18 protein-coding genes are annotated in these 17,777 nt (G+C 50.3%); 6 read left to right on the top strand and 12 right to left on the bottom strand.

All coding sequences use genetic code 11. The features are described from left to right. Positions 1-13: 13 nt before the first annotated feature. Both nusA and IPH59_01915 read right to left on the bottom strand, forming a co-directional pair. Complete coding sequence (gene nusA / locus IPH59_01920; protein MBK7090472.1) at positions 14-1,411, bottom strand: transcription termination factor NusA; 1,398 nt, start codon at positions 1,409-1,411, stop codon at positions 14-16. A gap of 18 nt (positions 1,412-1,429) precedes the next feature. Then, on the bottom strand, positions 1,430-1,891 hold the full coding sequence (locus tag IPH59_01915) for a ribosome maturation factor RimP (protein MBK7090471.1): 462 nt from the start codon (positions 1,889-1,891) through the stop codon (positions 1,430-1,432). A gap of 219 nt (positions 1,892-2,110) precedes the next feature. Here IPH59_01915 and sthA point away from each other — a divergent pair, with 219 nt between their 5' ends. Further along, the gene (gene sthA, locus IPH59_01910) at positions 2,111-3,550 is read left to right on the top strand and encodes a Si-specific NAD(P)(+) transhydrogenase (protein ID MBK7090470.1); all 1,440 of its coding nucleotides are present in this window, start codon (positions 2,111-2,113) and stop codon (positions 3,548-3,550) included. A 23-nt stretch (positions 3,551-3,573) separates the two neighbouring features. On the opposite strand, the gene IPH59_01905 is transcribed toward sthA, so the two are convergent. Then, positions 3,574-3,810: a hypothetical protein gene (locus IPH59_01905; protein MBK7090469.1), complete on the bottom strand. Its 237-nt coding sequence runs from the start codon at positions 3,808-3,810 to the stop codon at positions 3,574-3,576. Positions 3,811-3,864: 54 nt separating this feature from the next. Further along, entirely contained in the window at positions 3,865-4,482 is a 618-nt protein-coding gene (lexA, locus tag IPH59_01900) for a transcriptional repressor LexA (protein MBK7090468.1), read from the bottom strand. 179 nt (positions 4,483-4,661) lie between these two features. Here lexA and IPH59_01895 point away from each other — a divergent pair, with 179 nt between their 5' ends. The 5 genes from IPH59_01895 (at position 4,662) to IPH59_01875 (ending at position 8,081) form a co-directional block, all read left to right on the top strand. After that, complete coding sequence (locus IPH59_01895; GenBank protein MBK7090467.1) at positions 4,662-5,402, top strand: DUF1573 domain-containing protein; 741 nt, start codon at positions 4,662-4,664, stop codon at positions 5,400-5,402. A gap of 36 nt (positions 5,403-5,438) precedes the next feature. Further along, positions 5,439-6,179, top strand: a complete 741-nt coding sequence (locus IPH59_01890; protein MBK7090466.1) for a DUF1573 domain-containing protein — start codon at positions 5,439-5,441, stop codon at positions 6,177-6,179. Positions 6,180-6,259: 80 nt separating this feature from the next. Then, the gene (locus IPH59_01885; protein MBK7090465.1) at positions 6,260-6,523 is read left to right on the top strand and encodes a hypothetical protein; all 264 of its coding nucleotides are present in this window, start codon (positions 6,260-6,262) and stop codon (positions 6,521-6,523) included. Between the two features lie 228 nt (positions 6,524-6,751). Then, the gene (locus IPH59_01880; GenBank protein MBK7090464.1) at positions 6,752-7,126 is read left to right on the top strand and encodes a DUF1573 domain-containing protein; all 375 of its coding nucleotides are present in this window, start codon (positions 6,752-6,754) and stop codon (positions 7,124-7,126) included. A gap of 142 nt (positions 7,127-7,268) precedes the next feature. Next, entirely contained in the window at positions 7,269-8,081 is an 813-nt protein-coding gene (locus IPH59_01875) for a DUF1573 domain-containing protein (GenBank protein MBK7090463.1), read from the top strand. A 115-nt stretch (positions 8,082-8,196) separates the two neighbouring features. Here IPH59_01875 and IPH59_01870 read toward each other — a convergent pair whose 3' ends face one another. The 8 genes from IPH59_01870 to IPH59_01835 all read right to left on the bottom strand — a co-directional run bounded on the left by IPH59_01870 (position 8,197) and on the right by IPH59_01835 (position 17,750). Next, positions 8,197-9,030, bottom strand: a complete 834-nt coding sequence (locus IPH59_01870) for an alpha/beta hydrolase (protein MBK7090462.1) — start codon at positions 9,028-9,030, stop codon at positions 8,197-8,199. Between the two features lie 3 nt (positions 9,031-9,033). Continuing rightward, positions 9,034-10,431, bottom strand: coding sequence for a GWxTD domain-containing protein (locus tag IPH59_01865; GenBank protein MBK7090461.1), 1,398 nt, complete (start codon positions 10,429-10,431; stop codon positions 9,034-9,036). A gap of 27 nt (positions 10,432-10,458) precedes the next feature. Continuing rightward, positions 10,459-11,766 (bottom strand): GWxTD domain-containing protein, encoded by a 1,308-nt coding sequence (locus tag IPH59_01860; protein ID MBK7090460.1) that lies wholly within the window; start codon positions 11,764-11,766, stop codon positions 10,459-10,461. 152 nt (positions 11,767-11,918) lie between these two features. Continuing rightward, positions 11,919-13,160, bottom strand: coding sequence for an ABC transporter permease (locus IPH59_01855; protein ID MBK7090459.1), 1,242 nt, complete (start codon positions 13,158-13,160; stop codon positions 11,919-11,921). Further along, complete coding sequence (locus IPH59_01850; GenBank protein ID MBK7090458.1) at positions 13,160-14,374, bottom strand: ABC transporter permease; 1,215 nt, start codon at positions 14,372-14,374, stop codon at positions 13,160-13,162. Before IPH59_01850 ends, IPH59_01855 begins: the two co-directional genes overlap by 1 nt. Then, on the bottom strand, positions 14,371-15,066 hold the full coding sequence (locus tag IPH59_01845; protein MBK7090457.1) for an ABC transporter ATP-binding protein: 696 nt from the start codon (positions 15,064-15,066) through the stop codon (positions 14,371-14,373). The genes IPH59_01850 and IPH59_01845 overlap by 4 nt, the downstream gene beginning before the upstream one ends. A 5-nt stretch (positions 15,067-15,071) precedes the next feature. Then, complete coding sequence (locus IPH59_01840; protein ID MBK7090456.1) at positions 15,072-16,370, bottom strand: efflux RND transporter periplasmic adaptor subunit; 1,299 nt, start codon at positions 16,368-16,370, stop codon at positions 15,072-15,074. A gap of 48 nt (positions 16,371-16,418) precedes the next feature. Next, on the bottom strand, positions 16,419-17,750 hold the full coding sequence (locus IPH59_01835) for a TolC family protein (protein MBK7090455.1): 1,332 nt from the start codon (positions 17,748-17,750) through the stop codon (positions 16,419-16,421). Positions 17,751-17,777: the final 27 nt, after the last annotated feature.

Below are 17,777 nucleotides of genomic sequence, written 5' to 3'. Positions count from 1 at the left end.
GTCGGCGCTGTTACTATTTCTCTTTGTCTCCACCCGCATCGTCGTCGATCTTGTCGTCGTCGACAAAGAGGTCTTTGATACTCTTCGGACCCTTCTTCTTCTTTGGTACATCAAGAACTTCTTCTTCCTCGTCACCTTCAAGCTGGTCGGCTTCAGCCTTGTTCGCTTGAAGTTGGAAGATGTAATCGCGTGCCGCCTCAATCATCTGGTCGGCCTTTTTCGGACCGATACCTTCTATGTCTGTCAGACGGGATGCCGGTACCTCGAGAATATCCTGAATGAACTTGTAATCGTTCTCAATGAGCTTCTTGATTGTAGCGTCGCCGACCGAAAGCTTCGATACCTCAATCTTCGACTCGGCTTCTTCGCGCTTCTTGTCGAAGAAGTCGGTCTCGGAGAGGATGTTCACCTTCCAGCCCGTCAGCTTAGCCGCTAATCGCGCATTCTGGCCGCCCTTGCCGATCGCTAACGACAACTGGTCATCCTCGACTACGATCACCATCGTGTTTTCTTCGGATACCGTCTCGATGCGAACGACCTTAGTCGGGGCAAGAGCACGCGTGACGAATATTTCCGGATCCGGATGATACGGCACAATGTCAATGCGCTCGTTGTTAAGCTCTCTCACAATCGCCTGAACGCGCACACCCTTGACGCCGACACAAGCGCCAACTGGATCGATACGCTCGTCAGCTGAACTTACGGCAACCTTGGCGCGTTCCCCGGGTTCGCGCGCCACGGCGCGGATTTCAATGATGCGCTCGAAAATTTCGGGCACTTCCAATTCGAACAATCTTATCAAGAATGAATTATTGGCTCGTGACAATACCACCTGCGGACCGCGTTGCTGTTTCTGAACTTCGCTGATAATCGCGCGCACCCGGTCGCCCTGGCGGTATTTCTCTTTGGAAATCTGTTCCTTAACCGGAATGACAGCCTCGGCACGGCCGAGATTGACAATGATGTTCCCCTTGTCAACCTGTTGGACTGAACCGGTAACCAGCTCGCCAATCTTCTTGGAGTATTCATTGTAAACCGTTTCGCGTTCGGCTTCGCGGACCTTTTGAATCAGAATCTGCTTGGCGGAAGCGATTGCATTGCGGCCGAATTCCTCGAATGGAATGTCGATTTCAACTTCATCGCCGACTTCGGCACTGTCGTCAATATCCATCGCATCAAGCAGTGAAATTTCCGTGTACGGATTATCCACCGACTCAACGACCATCTTCACCGCATGCATCTTGATGTCGCCGCTCTTACGGTCGATATCGACCGTGATATTGTCGCCGTCGCCATAACGCTTCTTGGCGGCCGTGACCAGCGAAGACTTCAGGGTATCGATTACATAATCGATTTCCATGTTCTTTTCAGCGGCGATCTGGTTGAGCGCCTCAATGACATTATACTCCATCAACTACTCCGAATAGGATCAAAATATTATCTTGCCCTTTACGACATGCTCCAGAGGGAAAGCTCTTTCTCCCTCTACTGTCATTAGAGTCAAACGCTTGTCTTCTACCTTCAATATCTCGCCGGCGACTTCTATCGTCCGTTCATCTTCCTTCAAAAACAACTTGATCTCTTCACCGATCTTGCGGCGAAAATCCGCTTCCGTCGTCAATGGCCGGTCAAGACCCGGCGACGAAACCTCCAGCGTGTAGCGCCCTTCCAAAGGATCTGCAGTCTCAAGCAGAAACGACACCCCTCTGGAAATGTCAGCGCATTCGTCCAGCGTTATCCCCCCCGGCTTATCAACCAAAAGCCTCACCAATGCGCTCGACTTACGCTGAACTAACTGAAGCTCGACCAGTTCAGCCCCGGCTTCCAAAACCACCGGCTCAGCGATGGCTGTCAGCTTTCCCTCTATCTCTATCTGATACGAACTCTTCATCTTAAAAACAAATTCCACGGCACTGACCGTGGGAATTGAATATGATACGAATTTCCCTCCTCAGGCGCAACAAAAATAATACGCACGATTCCGCTTGCGGCGCAACAACTTCCGAAGATTGCCTGCAAGCGAACATAACCCGACACCCTATCTTCAACTAAAATTGCCTTAACTCATAGAGCATTTGTCAATCTAATACAATCCCGCTATATTGCTGTCATGAATAGAGATAAGTTCGATGTCGTTGTAATTGGCTCCGGTCCTGCCGGAAATTGGGCCGCAATCCAGGCCTGCAAACTCGGTAAGAAAGCCGCCATTATCGAAAAGAACGCCGTAGTCGGCGGTGTCTGCGTCCATACCGGCACCCTTCCCTCCAAGACCCTCCGCGAAACGTCGCTTTACTATGATGGTCTTAAGAAGCGCTCCTTTTATGGTTTTGAAATCGCCTTCAAGAAGAACGTCACGATCCAAGAATTGATGCACCGCAAGAACATCGTCGTTGAAAACGAAATGATGGTTATTATCGATCAACTTCATCGGAACGGCATTTCGCTCTTTGGCGGAGTCGCACGCTTTCTAAATCCGCACACAATCGGAGTATTTCAGGGCGACACGCAAGTCGCCGAACTCGAATCTGAATTCGTTGTCATCGCCACCGGCACTCGGCCAATGCATCTCCCCGGTCTCTACTACGACGGCAAACGCGTTTTCGACGGCGAATCGATTCTCGATTTGCAGAACATCCCAGAGCGAATGGCAATTCTCGGCGGCGGCGTCATCGGTTGCGAGTGGGCTAGCATCTTTTCGAAACTCGATATCAATGTGACCTTGATTGACAAACGTGATCGACTGCTCAGCTTTCTCGATGCAAAATTTGCCGACACGCTTTTTGAACTGATGCGTGAAGGTGGCATCAACCTGGAACTCGGTTCAGCAGCAAGCAACATCACTGCTACCGATGACGGCGTAACTGTGAATCTGGAAAACGGACATGTCGTCAACTCCGATGTGCTTCTCGTGACCGCAGGAAGGCTCGGCAACACCGATAAGATCGGACTCGAAAATATCGGACTCAAAACCGACAGTTATCAACTCATCACCGTAGACGCCAACTTCCGCTCGAAAGTCAAAAACGTCTTTGCTGTCGGCGATGTTATTGGCTTCCCGTCGCTCGCATCCACATCAATGGATCAAGGTCGTCGCGCAACACTTGCGGCCTTCGGCGGAAATGCACGAACCAAGAAGAAAGTCAATCTTCCATTCGGTATCTATACTATCCCGGAAATCTCTTATGTCGGCGAGACGGAAGAGACGTTGCAGGAAAAGAACCGCGCTTACGAAACCGGCGTGGCCCACTTCTATGAACTGCCGCGCGGCCAGATAAACAACGATCACGACGGCATCTTGAAACTAATCTTTGACCGCAACACACGAAAGCTCTTAGGAGTCCACATTATCGGAGAGCGCGCCACAGAGATTATTCACATCGGTCAGGCGGTGATGGCGTTCGGCGGCACCATCGACTATTTCGCCGACACAGTCTTCAACTATCCGACAATCGCCGACGCCTACAAGACGGCAGCTCTCAATGGACTAAACAAATTGGGAATTATCGGCCAACCGACCGCAAAGAGAATGAAAACTAAGTCGCAAACGTAGTCAATGGCGTCATCTGTGTAGGACTACTCCACCCACACTTTCGAAATCGTCCAGCTCACCGCGCGTTCATCATAACATAGCTGGAAGAAATTCGAAGTTGAATCAACGATAGCGAAGTAGCGCAACTTCGCCTGACCGACATCCGATGTCCAATCACCTGTGATGCGGTCAATCTTGTAAGTCTTGCCTTTCCAGCGAAAACGGCATGGCTTGAGGCTCTTCCGCTCGAACACGGCAATGACTTCTATTTCATCATCCAAACTCTGATACATAAGCTTCCCTGTCGAGTCAATCCCGTTGCTGAATCAAGGCTCTTACATCTTCCGCATCAAGCCGACAACCTTGCCGGCGAGATAAAATCCCGGTGCATTCTTCTCAACGATAATCGGACCGAATGCTTCATTCTCCGGTTCAAGCCGAACTCTGCGCTTCTCTGGAAAGAACCTCTTCACCGTCGCCTCGTCGCCGATTACAGCAACAACAATATCGCCCGGATCCGCTGATGCCTGTTTCTTGACTAGCACAAAGTCGCCATCAAAAATGCCCGCATTCTTCATGCTCTCGCCGCGAACCTTCAACGTAAACAGATCCCCCGATGGCAGGAACGAGCGATCGACCACTATTCGGTCAGTAATATTCTCCTCGGCAAGCATCGGCTGCCCAGCTGGAACCTCGCCGACCAGCGGCACCATCACCGCGTCAGATATGCTCTCCTTAATCAGTCGAATCCCCCGAGAGACTGCCGCGGACTTCTCGATGTATCCCTTCTTGATAAGCGCCTTCAGTAGGTCCCTGACGGCATTGGTCGAGCTTAACCCAAACGCCTCCCCAATCTCCCTGATAGTCGGAGGCTGTCCCTCGTGGTTTATGCGCTCTTCGATGTACCGATAGACTTCTCGCTGCCGATCAGTCAAATCCTCGTATGGCGACAAATCAACCTCCTCAAGTTTGTTGCTACTTATACGCCCACGATACTGCACTTGTGTGCAGTCGTCAATCAGTTTTTGAGGATATTTCGCAAAAAAAGTGTATCTCTTAAGCGTTTCGGCTTGTATAAATGTACAAATTGGCCGAAAACTGCGGTAACAATTGAATTATCAGAGGTTTAGCTTTGTCGTTGATACAGTCGATTAAGACGATAATTTCCAAGAGTCACCCTGCCTTAGCATTGTCTATGCTGCTGCTCTTTACTGCGACTTCCCCTTCACTTTTTGCCAAAGAAGATGTCGAGTTAATCGGTGGCCGCTTTGACTTCGGCTACGTTCCATACGGCACAATAATCAAACACCGGGCAACCCTCATCAACCAAAGCAACTCGCTTGTCAAGATCACCAAGGTCGTCCCCGGTTGCGGCTGCACACAAATACCGCTCAAGAAAAAAGAACTCACACCCGGCGAATCCCTTGAAGTTGAAATTCTCCTTGAAACCGACAAAATCCGCCAAGGCATCTTCCAGAAAGCTCCGGTGTTTTATACTGACAGCCGCGAGACGCCGAAGCTGACCATTACGCTGACCGGCTTCAATCTCAAAGCCACTGAGCCGCAGCCGCCGATCAAGGTCAAGCCCAATGTCATCAGTCTCAAAAAGAGCGATGCAAATGCCTCAGGGACAATCGAGATCGTGAACAATACCGGGAGAGGTATTGTACCAAAGCTGGTCGAGGGCGGTTACTCGCCATACCTCAAAATTGAGATGCCATACCACCAGATAAATTCCGGTAAAATGGAAACCATGAACGTAAAATTGATAGCAGGTTCAGTGAGTGAAGATAGAATGGATGAGTCGATAACGTTCGTTTTTAATGATCAGAAACAAACGCGATTTACAATCCCTGTTTCGATATCTCGCTGACACTCATTTACTAAGTACATGACTGAGGAGTAGAGCATGAACGTTAGATACTTATTACTGGGGGCGTTGCTTGTCCTTGGTGCAAGCGTCCTTTTCGCCCAGCAACGAGGCCCCAAAGCCCTCGTTGTAGATCCGCGCTTTGATATGGGCTATATGCCTCAGAATGCGAAAGTCGCCCATACTTTCTGGGTCAACAACATCGGCACGGACAGCCTGCGCATTCACAACATTCAGGTCAGTTGCGGTTGCACCAAAACCAATACCCCTACCGGTGCAATTGCAGTCAATGATAGTGTCCCGATTGAAGTCGTTTTCGATATCGGCACTCGTCGCAAAGCGCAAAACAAGACCGTTCACGTTTCGTCCAACGATCCGGTCAGCAGTTCGCTTGAACTTGCATTTACCGGCTATATCATCGACGATCAGGAACAGGCCGGCCCGGTTAGAATTACCAGAAATGAAAAGTTAAATTTAACGAATACTGATTTTGGCAAGACGATCACGGTCGAATTCGAAAATCGGTCGAAAACCGGCATCCTTCCACGTGCGGTCATGTGGCCCACAGAATTGCTGACCCTCGAAATGCCGAAAGCTGAGATTCCACCGAACGGCATCGGCAAGATACTCGTCAAGCTCAAAGCTGCGCCGCCACAGAAGAACTACACAAAGTCATTCACGATCGAGTTTAATGACGCCTCCAAGAGCCGTTATACCATTCCGGTCCGGGTGGCTGAGTCGCTTAGTTCCGCCAAGGCCAACTTGCAGAAAGGGTCATAATTGGCTGGAGATTGTTACTTGACACTCTTCCCAGTTGGCATTAAAATGACATATTGTACCAATTCACTCCGGAGGATTACTTGAAGAAATTCATCGGCATTGGTTTGTTTAGCATACTTCTGTCCGGCATAGTTTTCGCACAGACGCCACCGGCGACAACACCGCCGGCCCAGCCTGATGCCAAAGCACCGAGTGCGATACCGCCGAGCAAAGCCAAGCTTTATGTTGACAACACTGAGTTTCAATTTGGCTGGATCCCCAGCGACGCTTATGTCAGCCACGCCTATTGGATGCACAGCAAGGGCGAAGATTCGCTCAAGATTCTCAGCGTTCGCCCTGGCTGAGGATGCACCAAAGCACCTCTTCAAAAAGAGGTCATCGCTGTCGGTGACAGCGGCTCGGTAGAATTGATTTTTCACGCCACAGCTTCGCAAAGAGGCCAGTTGGCAAAGGCTGCGACTGTTACGTGCAATGACAATGATCGCGCTTCGTTCCAGTTGCGCCTCAATTGCAGGATTTATAACAGTGACTTCCCCGACTCTCTCACAACTGTGAGCTTGTCGACAAGCAATGTGAAGTTCGCGGCAGAAGAAAGAGCGAAAGAGCAGAAGATTCTCGTAAAGAACGTTTCTAATGCTCCGGTCCGAATGAAATTAGTTAGTGAGCCGGTCGGTTTCGTTGATGTCGACCTCCCCGCTGACGAAGTCAAACCGGGAAAGAGCAAGGAAATCAAGGTTAGAGTTGAGAAGCTCTTTGACGAGAAAGAATTCAAGAAGTCGTTCACCGTCGAACTGAACGACTCGGCGAAAACCAGATTTACGGTTCCTGTGACCTATGGTGTCCAGGAAATCGTTGCCCCGGTGACCAAACCGGTGCCTGGCAAAAAAGTGCCTTTCGTCGATACGACGAAAGCCGGCGCTTCTGTCCAACCAGGCGGCAAGAAATAGCCGCTCAATAGGATAGTCGATTTACGAAGCGCCGATCCCGCGATTGGCGCTTTTCATTTTAGCGGGCGCATTATTGACGCCTATGGATTGTGAAGATGATTAATAGATGTTTTGCTTCTAAACCGAACAACCGGAGGAACCATTGAGAAAGTCTATACTCGTATTAGTCGGTCTCCTGACCGCTTCTGTGCTTGTCGCACAGTCAAGCTCGCCCGAGCTCACTGCATTTCCGCCCAACAAGGCAAAAGTATACGTTGACGAATTGAGCTTCGATTTCGGCCTGATGCCGAACGACGCAAGTGTCAGCCACTCTTACTGGCTGCATAGTCGCGGTGAGGACTCCTTGAAGATCCTGCGCGTCAAACCCGCCTGTGGCTGTACCAAAGCGCCCCTAACGAAAGAAGTCATCGCTCCCGGCGATAGCGGCGAAGTTGAACTTGTGTTCAAAGCCAGCCCCGGACAGCGCGGCAATGTCACCAAGACCGCGACCGTCACCTGCAATGACAACAATAAAGGCAATTTCCAACTGAGCTTCAGCTCCAAGATCTATCCTAAGGAGTACCCCGATTCATTGCAGCCTCTCACCTTGTCAACCGGTTCGGTTAAGTGGGATCAGACTTCCAAGAGCAAGGTTCAGTCCATTGAACTGAAGAACGTCTCTCAGTCGCCGATTAACATCTCCATTGTTGCCCGACCCAAGGGATTTGTTGAGCTCGAAATGTCCGACAAGGAGATCATGCCGGGAAAAACAAAGGAACTGAAGTTCAAAATATCTCCCGAATTCACCGGACAGGAATTCACCAAGTCGTTTACCTTCGCATGTACCAACGCCGAGAAGACGCGCTATTCAATTCCCGTCGTTTTGGCCGCTCAGGTCGCCGCTGTGGCTCCACCGTTGCAGAAACCGACTGCAACCAAAGCTAACGCTGGCGAAGGCAGCACGGGTTCAAACTAGGATATTCGACAACCACGTAAACTGTCGCTAAAACGAAAGCCGTCAGGAAATTCTCCTGACGGCTTCTTTATTGTCCGTGAACATACCCACCCGTCTTACTCGAATCGGATCACCCTCACTTGCCCAATCTGACCTTTGCAAGAAAGTCCCGATATGTCGACTCCAACTTGTCGCGTGATACTTCAATACCGCTGTTGTGTCCACCCTGAATTTCGACAAACTCCTTTGGCTCACTCGCGGCATTGTACAGCTTGCGGCCAAGATGAAATGGAATCACTTCGTCGCTAGGACCATGAATAACAAGAACAGGTATTCTCAGATCATGAACAATTGATTCAGAGTCATACCGCTCACGCAGAAGGATCTTTGTCGGCAAGAATGGAAATCTCGTTTTGGCGACATCGTTCATACTGCTGAAAGTCGATTCGAGTATCAGTCCATCGACTGGATAGTTCGCTGCAAATTTCGCTGCTGCTGCACCGCCCAACGATCTCCCCATTGCGATCACCTTCACCGCGTCTGTGCCATACCAGCTCTTCATGGAATCCGCCAGCACCGCCAAATCGCGGCCAATGGCTTCTTCCGACGGCTCGCCCTCCGAATCCAAATAGCCGCGATACTCAAATGCAACTACGCTGGCGCCCAGATTAAACCAGGTCCGGTACAAGTCAATATTCGCGGAAATGTTGTCGGCATTGCCGTGAAAACAGACGACAACCGCACGCGTCTCCGTTTGAGCAATCCGCCAAACCGTAAACTTGACACTGTCCGACGAGAGCATACTGAAACGCTCAAACGGTAAGCCCACTTCCGTCGGAGTCGAAAATTCGTGTCGATTTGGATGGTAAATCAGTTTGCGTTGCAGGAAGAACGCGGCTGCGCATATCGCTAAATATGCCGCAGCCAAAGTCAATAATGCGGTTAGCAATGCTCGCTTGGGTCGCGTCACGCTTTAACGCAATTGGTCATTTTCGATTTTCGATTCCCACTCCGGATTGGAGATTTCGCCCCTGATACTGGAGTGGACTAATCGGTAATTTCCGTAACCGTCAAGGTCGACGAAGTAACAAATGTCATTACCTGCCTGTCCCGGAAGACGGTAGTAAGTCCATACTTCGTACGGCTTCTGACCCATTGACGAAGGGTGCCTCGTGATGTTATCAGGTTCTCCATACGTTATATAGACTCGGCCGCGATCAGTCTTCCAGCCATCGTCCTTTGTCACTATGGCTGTCGAGTAATACTGATTGGCGTAAGCGAATCGACGGAAGACCTCGTTCTTAAACTCATTGACAGGACTTCCCTGCTTCGGATTTTTGCGATCCCAGAACTGCGCCAGAAATGCCTTCTTGCCCTCGAGATCGAGATCGCGATACATTGCCTTCTCTTCCGCCGAGCTGATGTACTTGATCACTTGCTCCATCAGGATTGCGTCATTTTGTGTAAACGCCGCCGAATCAGACATCGTCGGCGATAACTGCTCGAATCCATAAATCATCATGAATCGTTTCGCAGCTGAGGTCTTCAACCCAGTAGCAAGGTCCTTTATCTCAAGATGCAATTCATATGCCCCGCCCGGCACACCCTTTACTGGAACCGCATCAGTCAAGACTGCTGTAGCTCCCGGCTTCTTGTGCGTGCGTAGCGCATACCGGCGAAGCTCATATCCGAATGCATCGTGAAGCGTGGCTTGCACGGTAAACTCATTGGTCGGAACAGCCTTTTCCGAGAGATTGTAAACTTCGGCATAGAAGTAAATCAGCGAGTCCTCATTCGAGAAATACCGATTGGGATTCGGCAGTATTCTGCGGTTGGCCTTGATTAGCGACGAGCTGCCCTTGGTCGTGTCCTCTGGCTCGATGTCATACGCCATCTCAAGATCCGACATCATCAAACCATCTCCCGAGAAGTCTTTGACATTGACTTCAAATGTAGCAATTCCACTGCGTTTCGTGGTAGCGTCCATTGCTGTAACTTTTAGGCTGTATTTCCCCGGCTCCAGCAAGAGCGGCAGCACTTCGAATATTCGTACATCCTTCTTGTAAGCATCCTCAAGAAACTCAACTGACATCACAACAAATCGTGAACTGCTGTCTGCTAAGACGCCATCCTTATTGAATGCTTCAACGTATAGAAATCCGATTGCCTCAAACGCACCGTTTTTGTCTTCGAACTGAAAATCAGCGCGTTGAAACGCACAATAAATCTCAACATAGCTCTTGGTGCGGTCTTGAAAATGAAGGTACGATGAACCATCCGCCCAAATGCGTATCGGGTCAATCAGAGCCTGCGCCATTGCCGATCCTGCCAAGCTCACCAGCAGGAGTGTCACCAACATTATCCGTTTCATGCTCTCACGATCTCCCTTACTCTCCTTCTATGGTCCCATGCTTCCGCGACTCCGCCAGTCTCCATCATAAGGATACTGAAGCTGGAAATCGCCGTCGCCGCGGTCGTCAACAAAATAGAACTGCCTGCGTTGGCTGTAGTAATACCAAATCTGGTAGGGCTTTCTGCCCAGTTCAAACGGGTAACGATCAATCTGGTCCGGCTCTCCCCAGCGGATGTAAATCGATCCGCGATCGGTCAACCAGCCCTCGCGATTGATCGTCGAATAGTACTGCTCGGTATATCGAATGCGACGATAGTACTCCTCGCGAAATTCATTTTCGGTCGTCGTCGGCGTCGGATCCTTCTTCTTCCACCACGCTTCAAAAGCCGCCGTCCGCTCCGACTCAGGTGCCGCCATCAGCGCCTGCTTATCTTCTTTTGCTATGATATACTTGAGTTGTTCGACGGCATACTCAAAGTCGTTCTTGATGAGCGACTCCATCGACCACTTAAGCATAAACTTCGCATCTCGCTTCGAAAGCTGCTTGTTTTCTGACTCTATCGCCAGTTCAAGCGTGAACTCACCCGGCACCAGTCCCGAGACATCCAGAAACTGCGTCGTCGACACCACTGACGAATCGACCGTCACTGGAATAGTCTTTTCGGTAACTGTGCCCGAACGCTTCGATTTCACACCGGTTATCAGGTTGATTTCTTTGCCTACGTAGTCAGCTAAATACAGTTCACAGTAGAATCCCAGCTTCTGTAGTTCACCGTCCAGTGTCCGCTCGACACTCGGCACAGCCGCCATTCCGCCCTTGCTAAACTGCGAGCTGCTTTCCACACCCGGAACTTCCTGTACAAAGTGAATCTCCGACAAATCGCCGCCCTTGCGATATGCCGGACTCTTGATCTTGGCCTCTATCGAAGATGCCTCATTGGAGTTGTGATCGATCAGTTTGCACTTCATCTCGAATTCACCTGTGGGCAGCGGCATCGTTACTTTGTTTATCAGGAACCCGACATCCGATCTGGTCAATTCATAATTGTCCAGAACGTAGTTACGCTCGACCGAGCGACCGGTCACTTGCTTGTCCTTGTCCCCGCTGACAATGATGCTGATCTCATAATTTGCCACATATTTGTCGCCCTTTTTGACATAGTGCAGACCGTCGTTGAAAATCTTGTAATAGACTTCCAGCCGATTTTCGTTTGAGTCTGCATAAACAGCGTGGTCAATGAAGAATTTCGATCGGACGAGGTTGATGTCTTCGACTTCTTCCCCATACGATTTCGCCGTCAAAAGACACAAAATTGCGGTCGCGACTAACGCAAGCCTTGAGAATATCAACATTCAGCTCTCCTGCTCGATGAGTGCCAACTTATGGCGTTTAAAGACTTCGGCAAGCACAATTTATACGCGCAGCCGCTGGCAATTGTTCAGTCTGATGAAGATTGACATTCGAGGCGATTTGGAGCGCCTAATTCAGGCGGGAATCTGCTGATTTATTCGTAACGAAGGCTAACTATCGGGTCCACGGAAGCGGCACGCCAGGCTGGGACGATTCCGGCAATCAGTCCAACTCCAACCGAGAGCGTGAAACTGATTAAGACACCGGCAAACGGCACAACCATTGGCAATGGCGAAACTGCTGAGATAAGTAGTGCCAAAAGAAGACCGAAGACGATCCCTATGATGCCGCCCGACCCCGACAACGTCATCGCCTCAATCAGGAACTGAAAGAACACGTTAGCTCGCCGCGCTCCTATCGCCTTCCGAACGCCGATTTCCCTTGTCCGCTCGGTTACCGAAACGAGCATGATATTCAACACCCCGATGCCGCCAACCATCAGGCCAATCGACGAAATGCCGATCATGATCAGCCATATGATATTAGTCGCTTCTTCGTACATCTGAGTGGCCGATTCCTGCGTAAACATCGCGAAGTTATCTTCCTGATTATATTTCACCCCGCGAACCCGCCTTAGTGCCTGCCTGATCTCTTCCTGTGCCTTGTCGATCAGCGCTGCATCACGCGCCTTGACGGCCAGAAACAGTTCTTTCTCCCAAGGGTAGAGCTTGGCAAATGTCCCGTACGGCAACGCAATCATGTTGTTCTGGCCGCCGCCGAAGGTTCGCTCTTGCTCCTCAAGTACACCTACAATCCTCAAGCGAGTATTGTTCATCAATATGCTCTTATTCAGCGGATCGCGATTCTCAAACAGCGCCTCCGCCAAATCGCTGCCAATCACGCATACCATCGAGCGATTTTTGTCTTCTGATTCGTTGAAAAACCGCCCGCGATCAACGAAACGATTATTGACCAACTCAAAATCTGCGCTTGTTCCGAAAACACTCGTCCGGTCTGATGACTTGTTTTTGTACTTGACCAAATTTCCGCCGGGTCGGAAATAGTAGTTTTGCGGGCTGACGCCGTCTACCGATGGGCAATTTTCCCGAACGGCCTCGACTTCCACCATGGTAATTGGCTTACGTTTGCGGTCCTCTTCGCTGAGTTCATTGTGATTCATCTCGGGCGGATACTTCATGATATAAATAACATTGCTCCCCATCTGCTCAATGTCATTTGCTACCGCAGAGTTCAACCCTTCAATCAATGCCACCATTGCAATGACCGAACTGACTCCGATCATCACGCCCAGAATCGTCAGAAACGAACGAAACTTGTTCGCTCGAATCGAGTCGAGTGCAAGTAATATGCCTTCTTTAGTCTCAAAGACGTTCACTACTCAAACCTCAACGCTTCGATTGGATCAAGATTTGCCGCTTTCCACGCCGGATAGATTCCGAAAAACAACCCGATGGCGATTGGAATGATCAAACCAATACTGACCGCCAGTGGCGATATCACAAACAATATACCCAGACTATCGGCTACCATATATGATAGCCACAAACCTACCGCCGTCCCGATTATTCCCCCCAGAAGCGACATCAACGACGCCTCCAGAAGGAACTGCGCAAGTATGTTCCTCTGCCGCGCACCAATCGCCTTGCGTATGCCGATTTCACGCGTCCGTTCCGTCACAGACACCATCATGATATTCATAACTACAATTCCCGCGACGACAATGGAAATCATCGGAATTGCAAAAGCAATCAACCGCGCATTACTGCTGAATGACTCGAAGAATTTCATCATCATCTCAGAAGTCAACAACGCGAAATCGTCCGGATCATGATATCCCACGCCGCGCCGCGCTCTCATCACTGTGCGAATTTCGTCCATCGCCGCATCAATCACCGACTCGGATCGTACCTTAACTGTGATGTCGATATCGCGTCGCCGGCCCGTCATCTTAAGCATCGTATTCGCCGGAATACGGCAGTACCGATCCATATTTTCGCCAAACACCGAGCCTTTTTCTTCGCCGACGCCGATGACTGTGAATCTCACTCCCTGTATTGTAAGCTCTTTCCCGAGTGGATTACCAATCGGAAACAACTGCTTGCGAACCTCTTGTCCGATAATCACGACATTCGATCGGTGTTCATCATCCGCCTCAGAAATGAATCGTCCTTCGACTACATCCAAATCCCTCATTAGAATTGAATTGGCGGTGTTGCCAAAGACATTGACATTGAATAGCGTCTCGCTGCCGGCTTTAATTGTCAGATTGTCGTTTACTTCAAGTCCGACTTCTTCAGCCAAAGGACAGCCCTTTTCGATAGCCTTGGCGTCCGCTATCGTCAGTCTCTTTCTCTTTAAGGCTCGCAGGAATTCATCTTCGGACGTGATGATGCCGAAGCGCGTGACAAAGATTGTCGTCGTCCCCTGCTCTTCAAACAGCCGATTAATGCGGGTCATCATCCCCTCAAGCAAGGAGATGATACCGATGACCGATGCAATGCCGATCATCAAACCCAGAAGCGTCAGTCCTGTACGTAGTTTGTTGACCCACAGGGCGGAAGACGCCAATTTGAGGGTCTCAAAGATCATAGAGTCACTGTGTCGCTGGAGGTAATAACTTCCTTCTCAATGTTTCCGTCGCGAATGTAAATCACCCGGTTGGCATGAAGCGCAATTTCCGGTTCATGCGTCACAACAATGATCGTGTTGCCTTCAAGATGCAGCCTCGCGAACAAACCCATTATTTCTTCACCGGTCTTTGAATCAAGGTTTCCGGTTGGTTCGTCCGCAAGGATGATCGACGGATTATTCACCAACGCTCGTGCTACAGCAACACGCTGGCGCTGACCGCCCGACAATTCGTTTGGCTTATGCCCCATGCGATCGCTCAGATCTACCAACTCTAGCGCACGTTTAGCCTTTTCAATTCTGGTCTTTGAATCTGTGCCATTGTAAATCAAAGGCAACTCAACATTGTGCAACGCCGTCGCGCGCGGAAGCAAATTGAACGTCTGAAATACGAATCCGATTTCGCGATTGCGAATGTGCGCAAGCTCGTCATCATTCATCTTCGCAACTTGCCGCTCATTAAGAACGTACGATCCTTGCGAGGGCGTATCAAGACAACCAATCAGATTCATCAGCGTCGACTTGCCGGAACCTGACGGTCCCATGATCGCCAAGTATTCCCCCTTGGCAACCTTCAGGTTGACGCCCTTCAGTGCATGAAGCTCTTCGCCGCCCATCTTGTAGGTCTTCCAAAGATTCTCGGTTTCTATCAGGTGGCTCACTTCTTCTCACCTTCCTTCGATGTTGATTCTACCTTGACCTTGGCGCCATCTTCAAGTGTACGGAGCACCTTGTAACTGCCGGAGATAATCTCATCTTCCAGAGCAAGGCCTTCCTTTATTTCTACATTCTGCTGATCCGAAATGCCCGTCTTAACCCGTACAAATTTCGCGATTCCGTCGACGATCTTGTATACACCTTCGATTTCCTTCGGCTCATTTTTGGAATCACCAGTTCCCGTCGATCCGGTGGTGACCCCTGCCGCTATCGCACCCGATTCCGGTTCCTTTTCCGGTGCCTTATCAAGAGTATCTACCTTCTCGGGACGCATTACAACAGCCTGAATCGGTACATGTACTATGTCAGTTGCCTTAGCTGTGGTAATATCTGCAGTCGCTGTCATACCGGGTTTAATTCCCGGAACCTCGTCGGTAAGCAATATCGTCACCAGGAAGTTCGTGACGCGATCCGTTGTCGATCCCGACGACCGGGCAGCATTGCCAACTTCCACAACTACGCCTTTGAAAGTCGTGTCGGGAAACGCGTCCACCGAGATGCGCGCTTCTTGATCAAGCTGCACTCGCGCAACATCTGTCTCGTCGACTTCAACCTCGACTTCGATCGTGTTCAAATCCGCCACAGTGAGAATCACCGTTCCGGCATTGTTCATCGTACCGATCATCACGATTTCGCCGATTTCGGCATTCAGACTGACGATTGTACCGTCGATGGGCGAGGTAATAATCGTCTTGTCAAGATTGTCTCTGACTTCTGCAAGGACAGCTTCTTGTTGGTCGGTATAATATTTGGCCGATTCCAGATTTGCTTTGGCAACTTGGTAACTCGTCTCTACCTGGATGTAAGTCTCCTCCGAGATCAACTTACCGTCATACATCTCCTTGTTGCGCCGATTCGCCTGTTCGGCTTCAAGCAAGGTAGCTTCCGCGCGCTTTTCAGCGGCACGAGCTGCCGCCAGCGACGCCTCAGCTTGGCCAACAGCAGCACGGTAACGCGTCTGATCCAGTCGAATCAGCACGTCGCCCTTCTTCACGTTGTCTCCGTCCTTAATCGGGAGATCTGTGATCTTGGCCGAAACGTCAGCGGAAATCTTTACAGTCGTTCGCGCGACAACTGAACCGGTCGCGGTCACTTCAGAAACTATCGAGCCCTTCTTGGCTTTGTCGGTTTGCACCATGCTAACGGCGCCCGAGCTCTTGCTTAGATTTGCGATTACGAAGATTGCCAGCAGAACAACGCCGCCAATGACAATCAGAATAGTGCGTTTTTTCTTAGTCATAATCCACTCCGAACTCCCAACTGTGACGATTCACAGCCGCGAATTCCGTTATCTTCCCCCCGTTGCCTTGGCAATATCAGCAATCGCCTTGTTCAAGTCGAAATAGGCCTGAACGAGATTTGATTGCGACTGTGTCAACGACACCTGGGCGTCAAGCAATTCAAGAATTGAAGACGCTCCCAAACGGTAGCGTTCTTGTTGCAACTTCATGTCCTCTTCTGCGGAACGGGCGCCCAACTCGGCAACTTCAAGCTGTAGACGCGACTTGTCATAGTCAAGATAGGCTTGTCTTACTTCTGAGTTAAGCGTGTTCTGGTCGTTCTGATATGATTCGCGTGCTGTCATCTCGCTCAGCTTGGCGCGCGAGTAATCGGTCTTCTTTGCGAAGCCGTCAAAAATGTCATAGCCGATAGAGACACTGAACGAATACGAACGGTCATCGGTCTGATACTTGAACCAATCGCTTCCTTCGGTCGGGCTCCAGCTCCACCCCATGCTCGCCGACACACGCGGCAACCAGGAACGCTTCGACATCCAGACGCCGGTCTTGGCGGCATCCATCTCTGCCTTGCTGCGTTTTAGCGCCGGGTTCATCTCCGCGCTCTTGCGAAGCAGTTCATCGAGCCCTTCGCTCATTGCTTGCGCCCGCATGCTATCCGCTGGATTGAGACGCAAAGCCACATCGCGCTTCATGATCACGTTCAGATTGAACTCAGCGGCGCGGATGCTGTTCTCGCGCTGCAAGAGCTGAAGCGAATCATTGGCGACCGTAACTTGTGCCTTGAGTTTTTCCGACAGTGAGGCCGAACCCAAATCGTAGCGGCTGCTTGTTACTTCTAGCTGCTTTTTCGAGCGCGCCAAGGCGTCTTGTTGTACTTTTTTGAGCATGATTTCGCGCAACAATGTATAGTAGGCGATTTTCACCTGATAAGCAGTGCCGTTGATGGCGTCCTGAAGATCATTCTCTGCTGCGCGCTTCGCCTGGTTGGCTTGCTTAATCCGAAACCAGGTGTAACCGCCATCGAAGAGAGTCATTGATAGTCCAAGACCCGTGCTGTAGCGCTTGGAACCAGGATCGGTTCCGATATAGGCCGTGTCCGGAAGTTGAATGTACATCGGACCATACGACTTCGAGAAACTGTAGCGCGCATCGGTACTCAAACTCGGAAGCGCCGCTCCCCAAGCATCCAGCCTATCCAATCCGGCACGATCTGCCGCAGCCTCTTTCGAGATGATACCCAGATTCTTTTCTAAAGCCATGTCTATGCATTGCTCTAAAGACATGCTTTCAGTCTGCGCTAAAGCGCTTCCTGTGTATCCAAGAACACTTGCTCCTATGATCAATAGAAGAACAACTGCAAGTCTTCCGTTTCGTCCCATTGATATCTCCTTATCAGTAAATAAAAC

The organism is bacterium (assembly GCA_016708315.1).
In the GTDB taxonomy this organism is placed as follows: Bacteria; Zixibacteria; MSB-5A5; order CAIYYT01; family CAIYYT01; genus JADJGC01.
The sequence above is the reverse complement of the archived record's forward strand: the minus strand, read 5'-3'. Positions and strand labels throughout refer to the sequence as shown.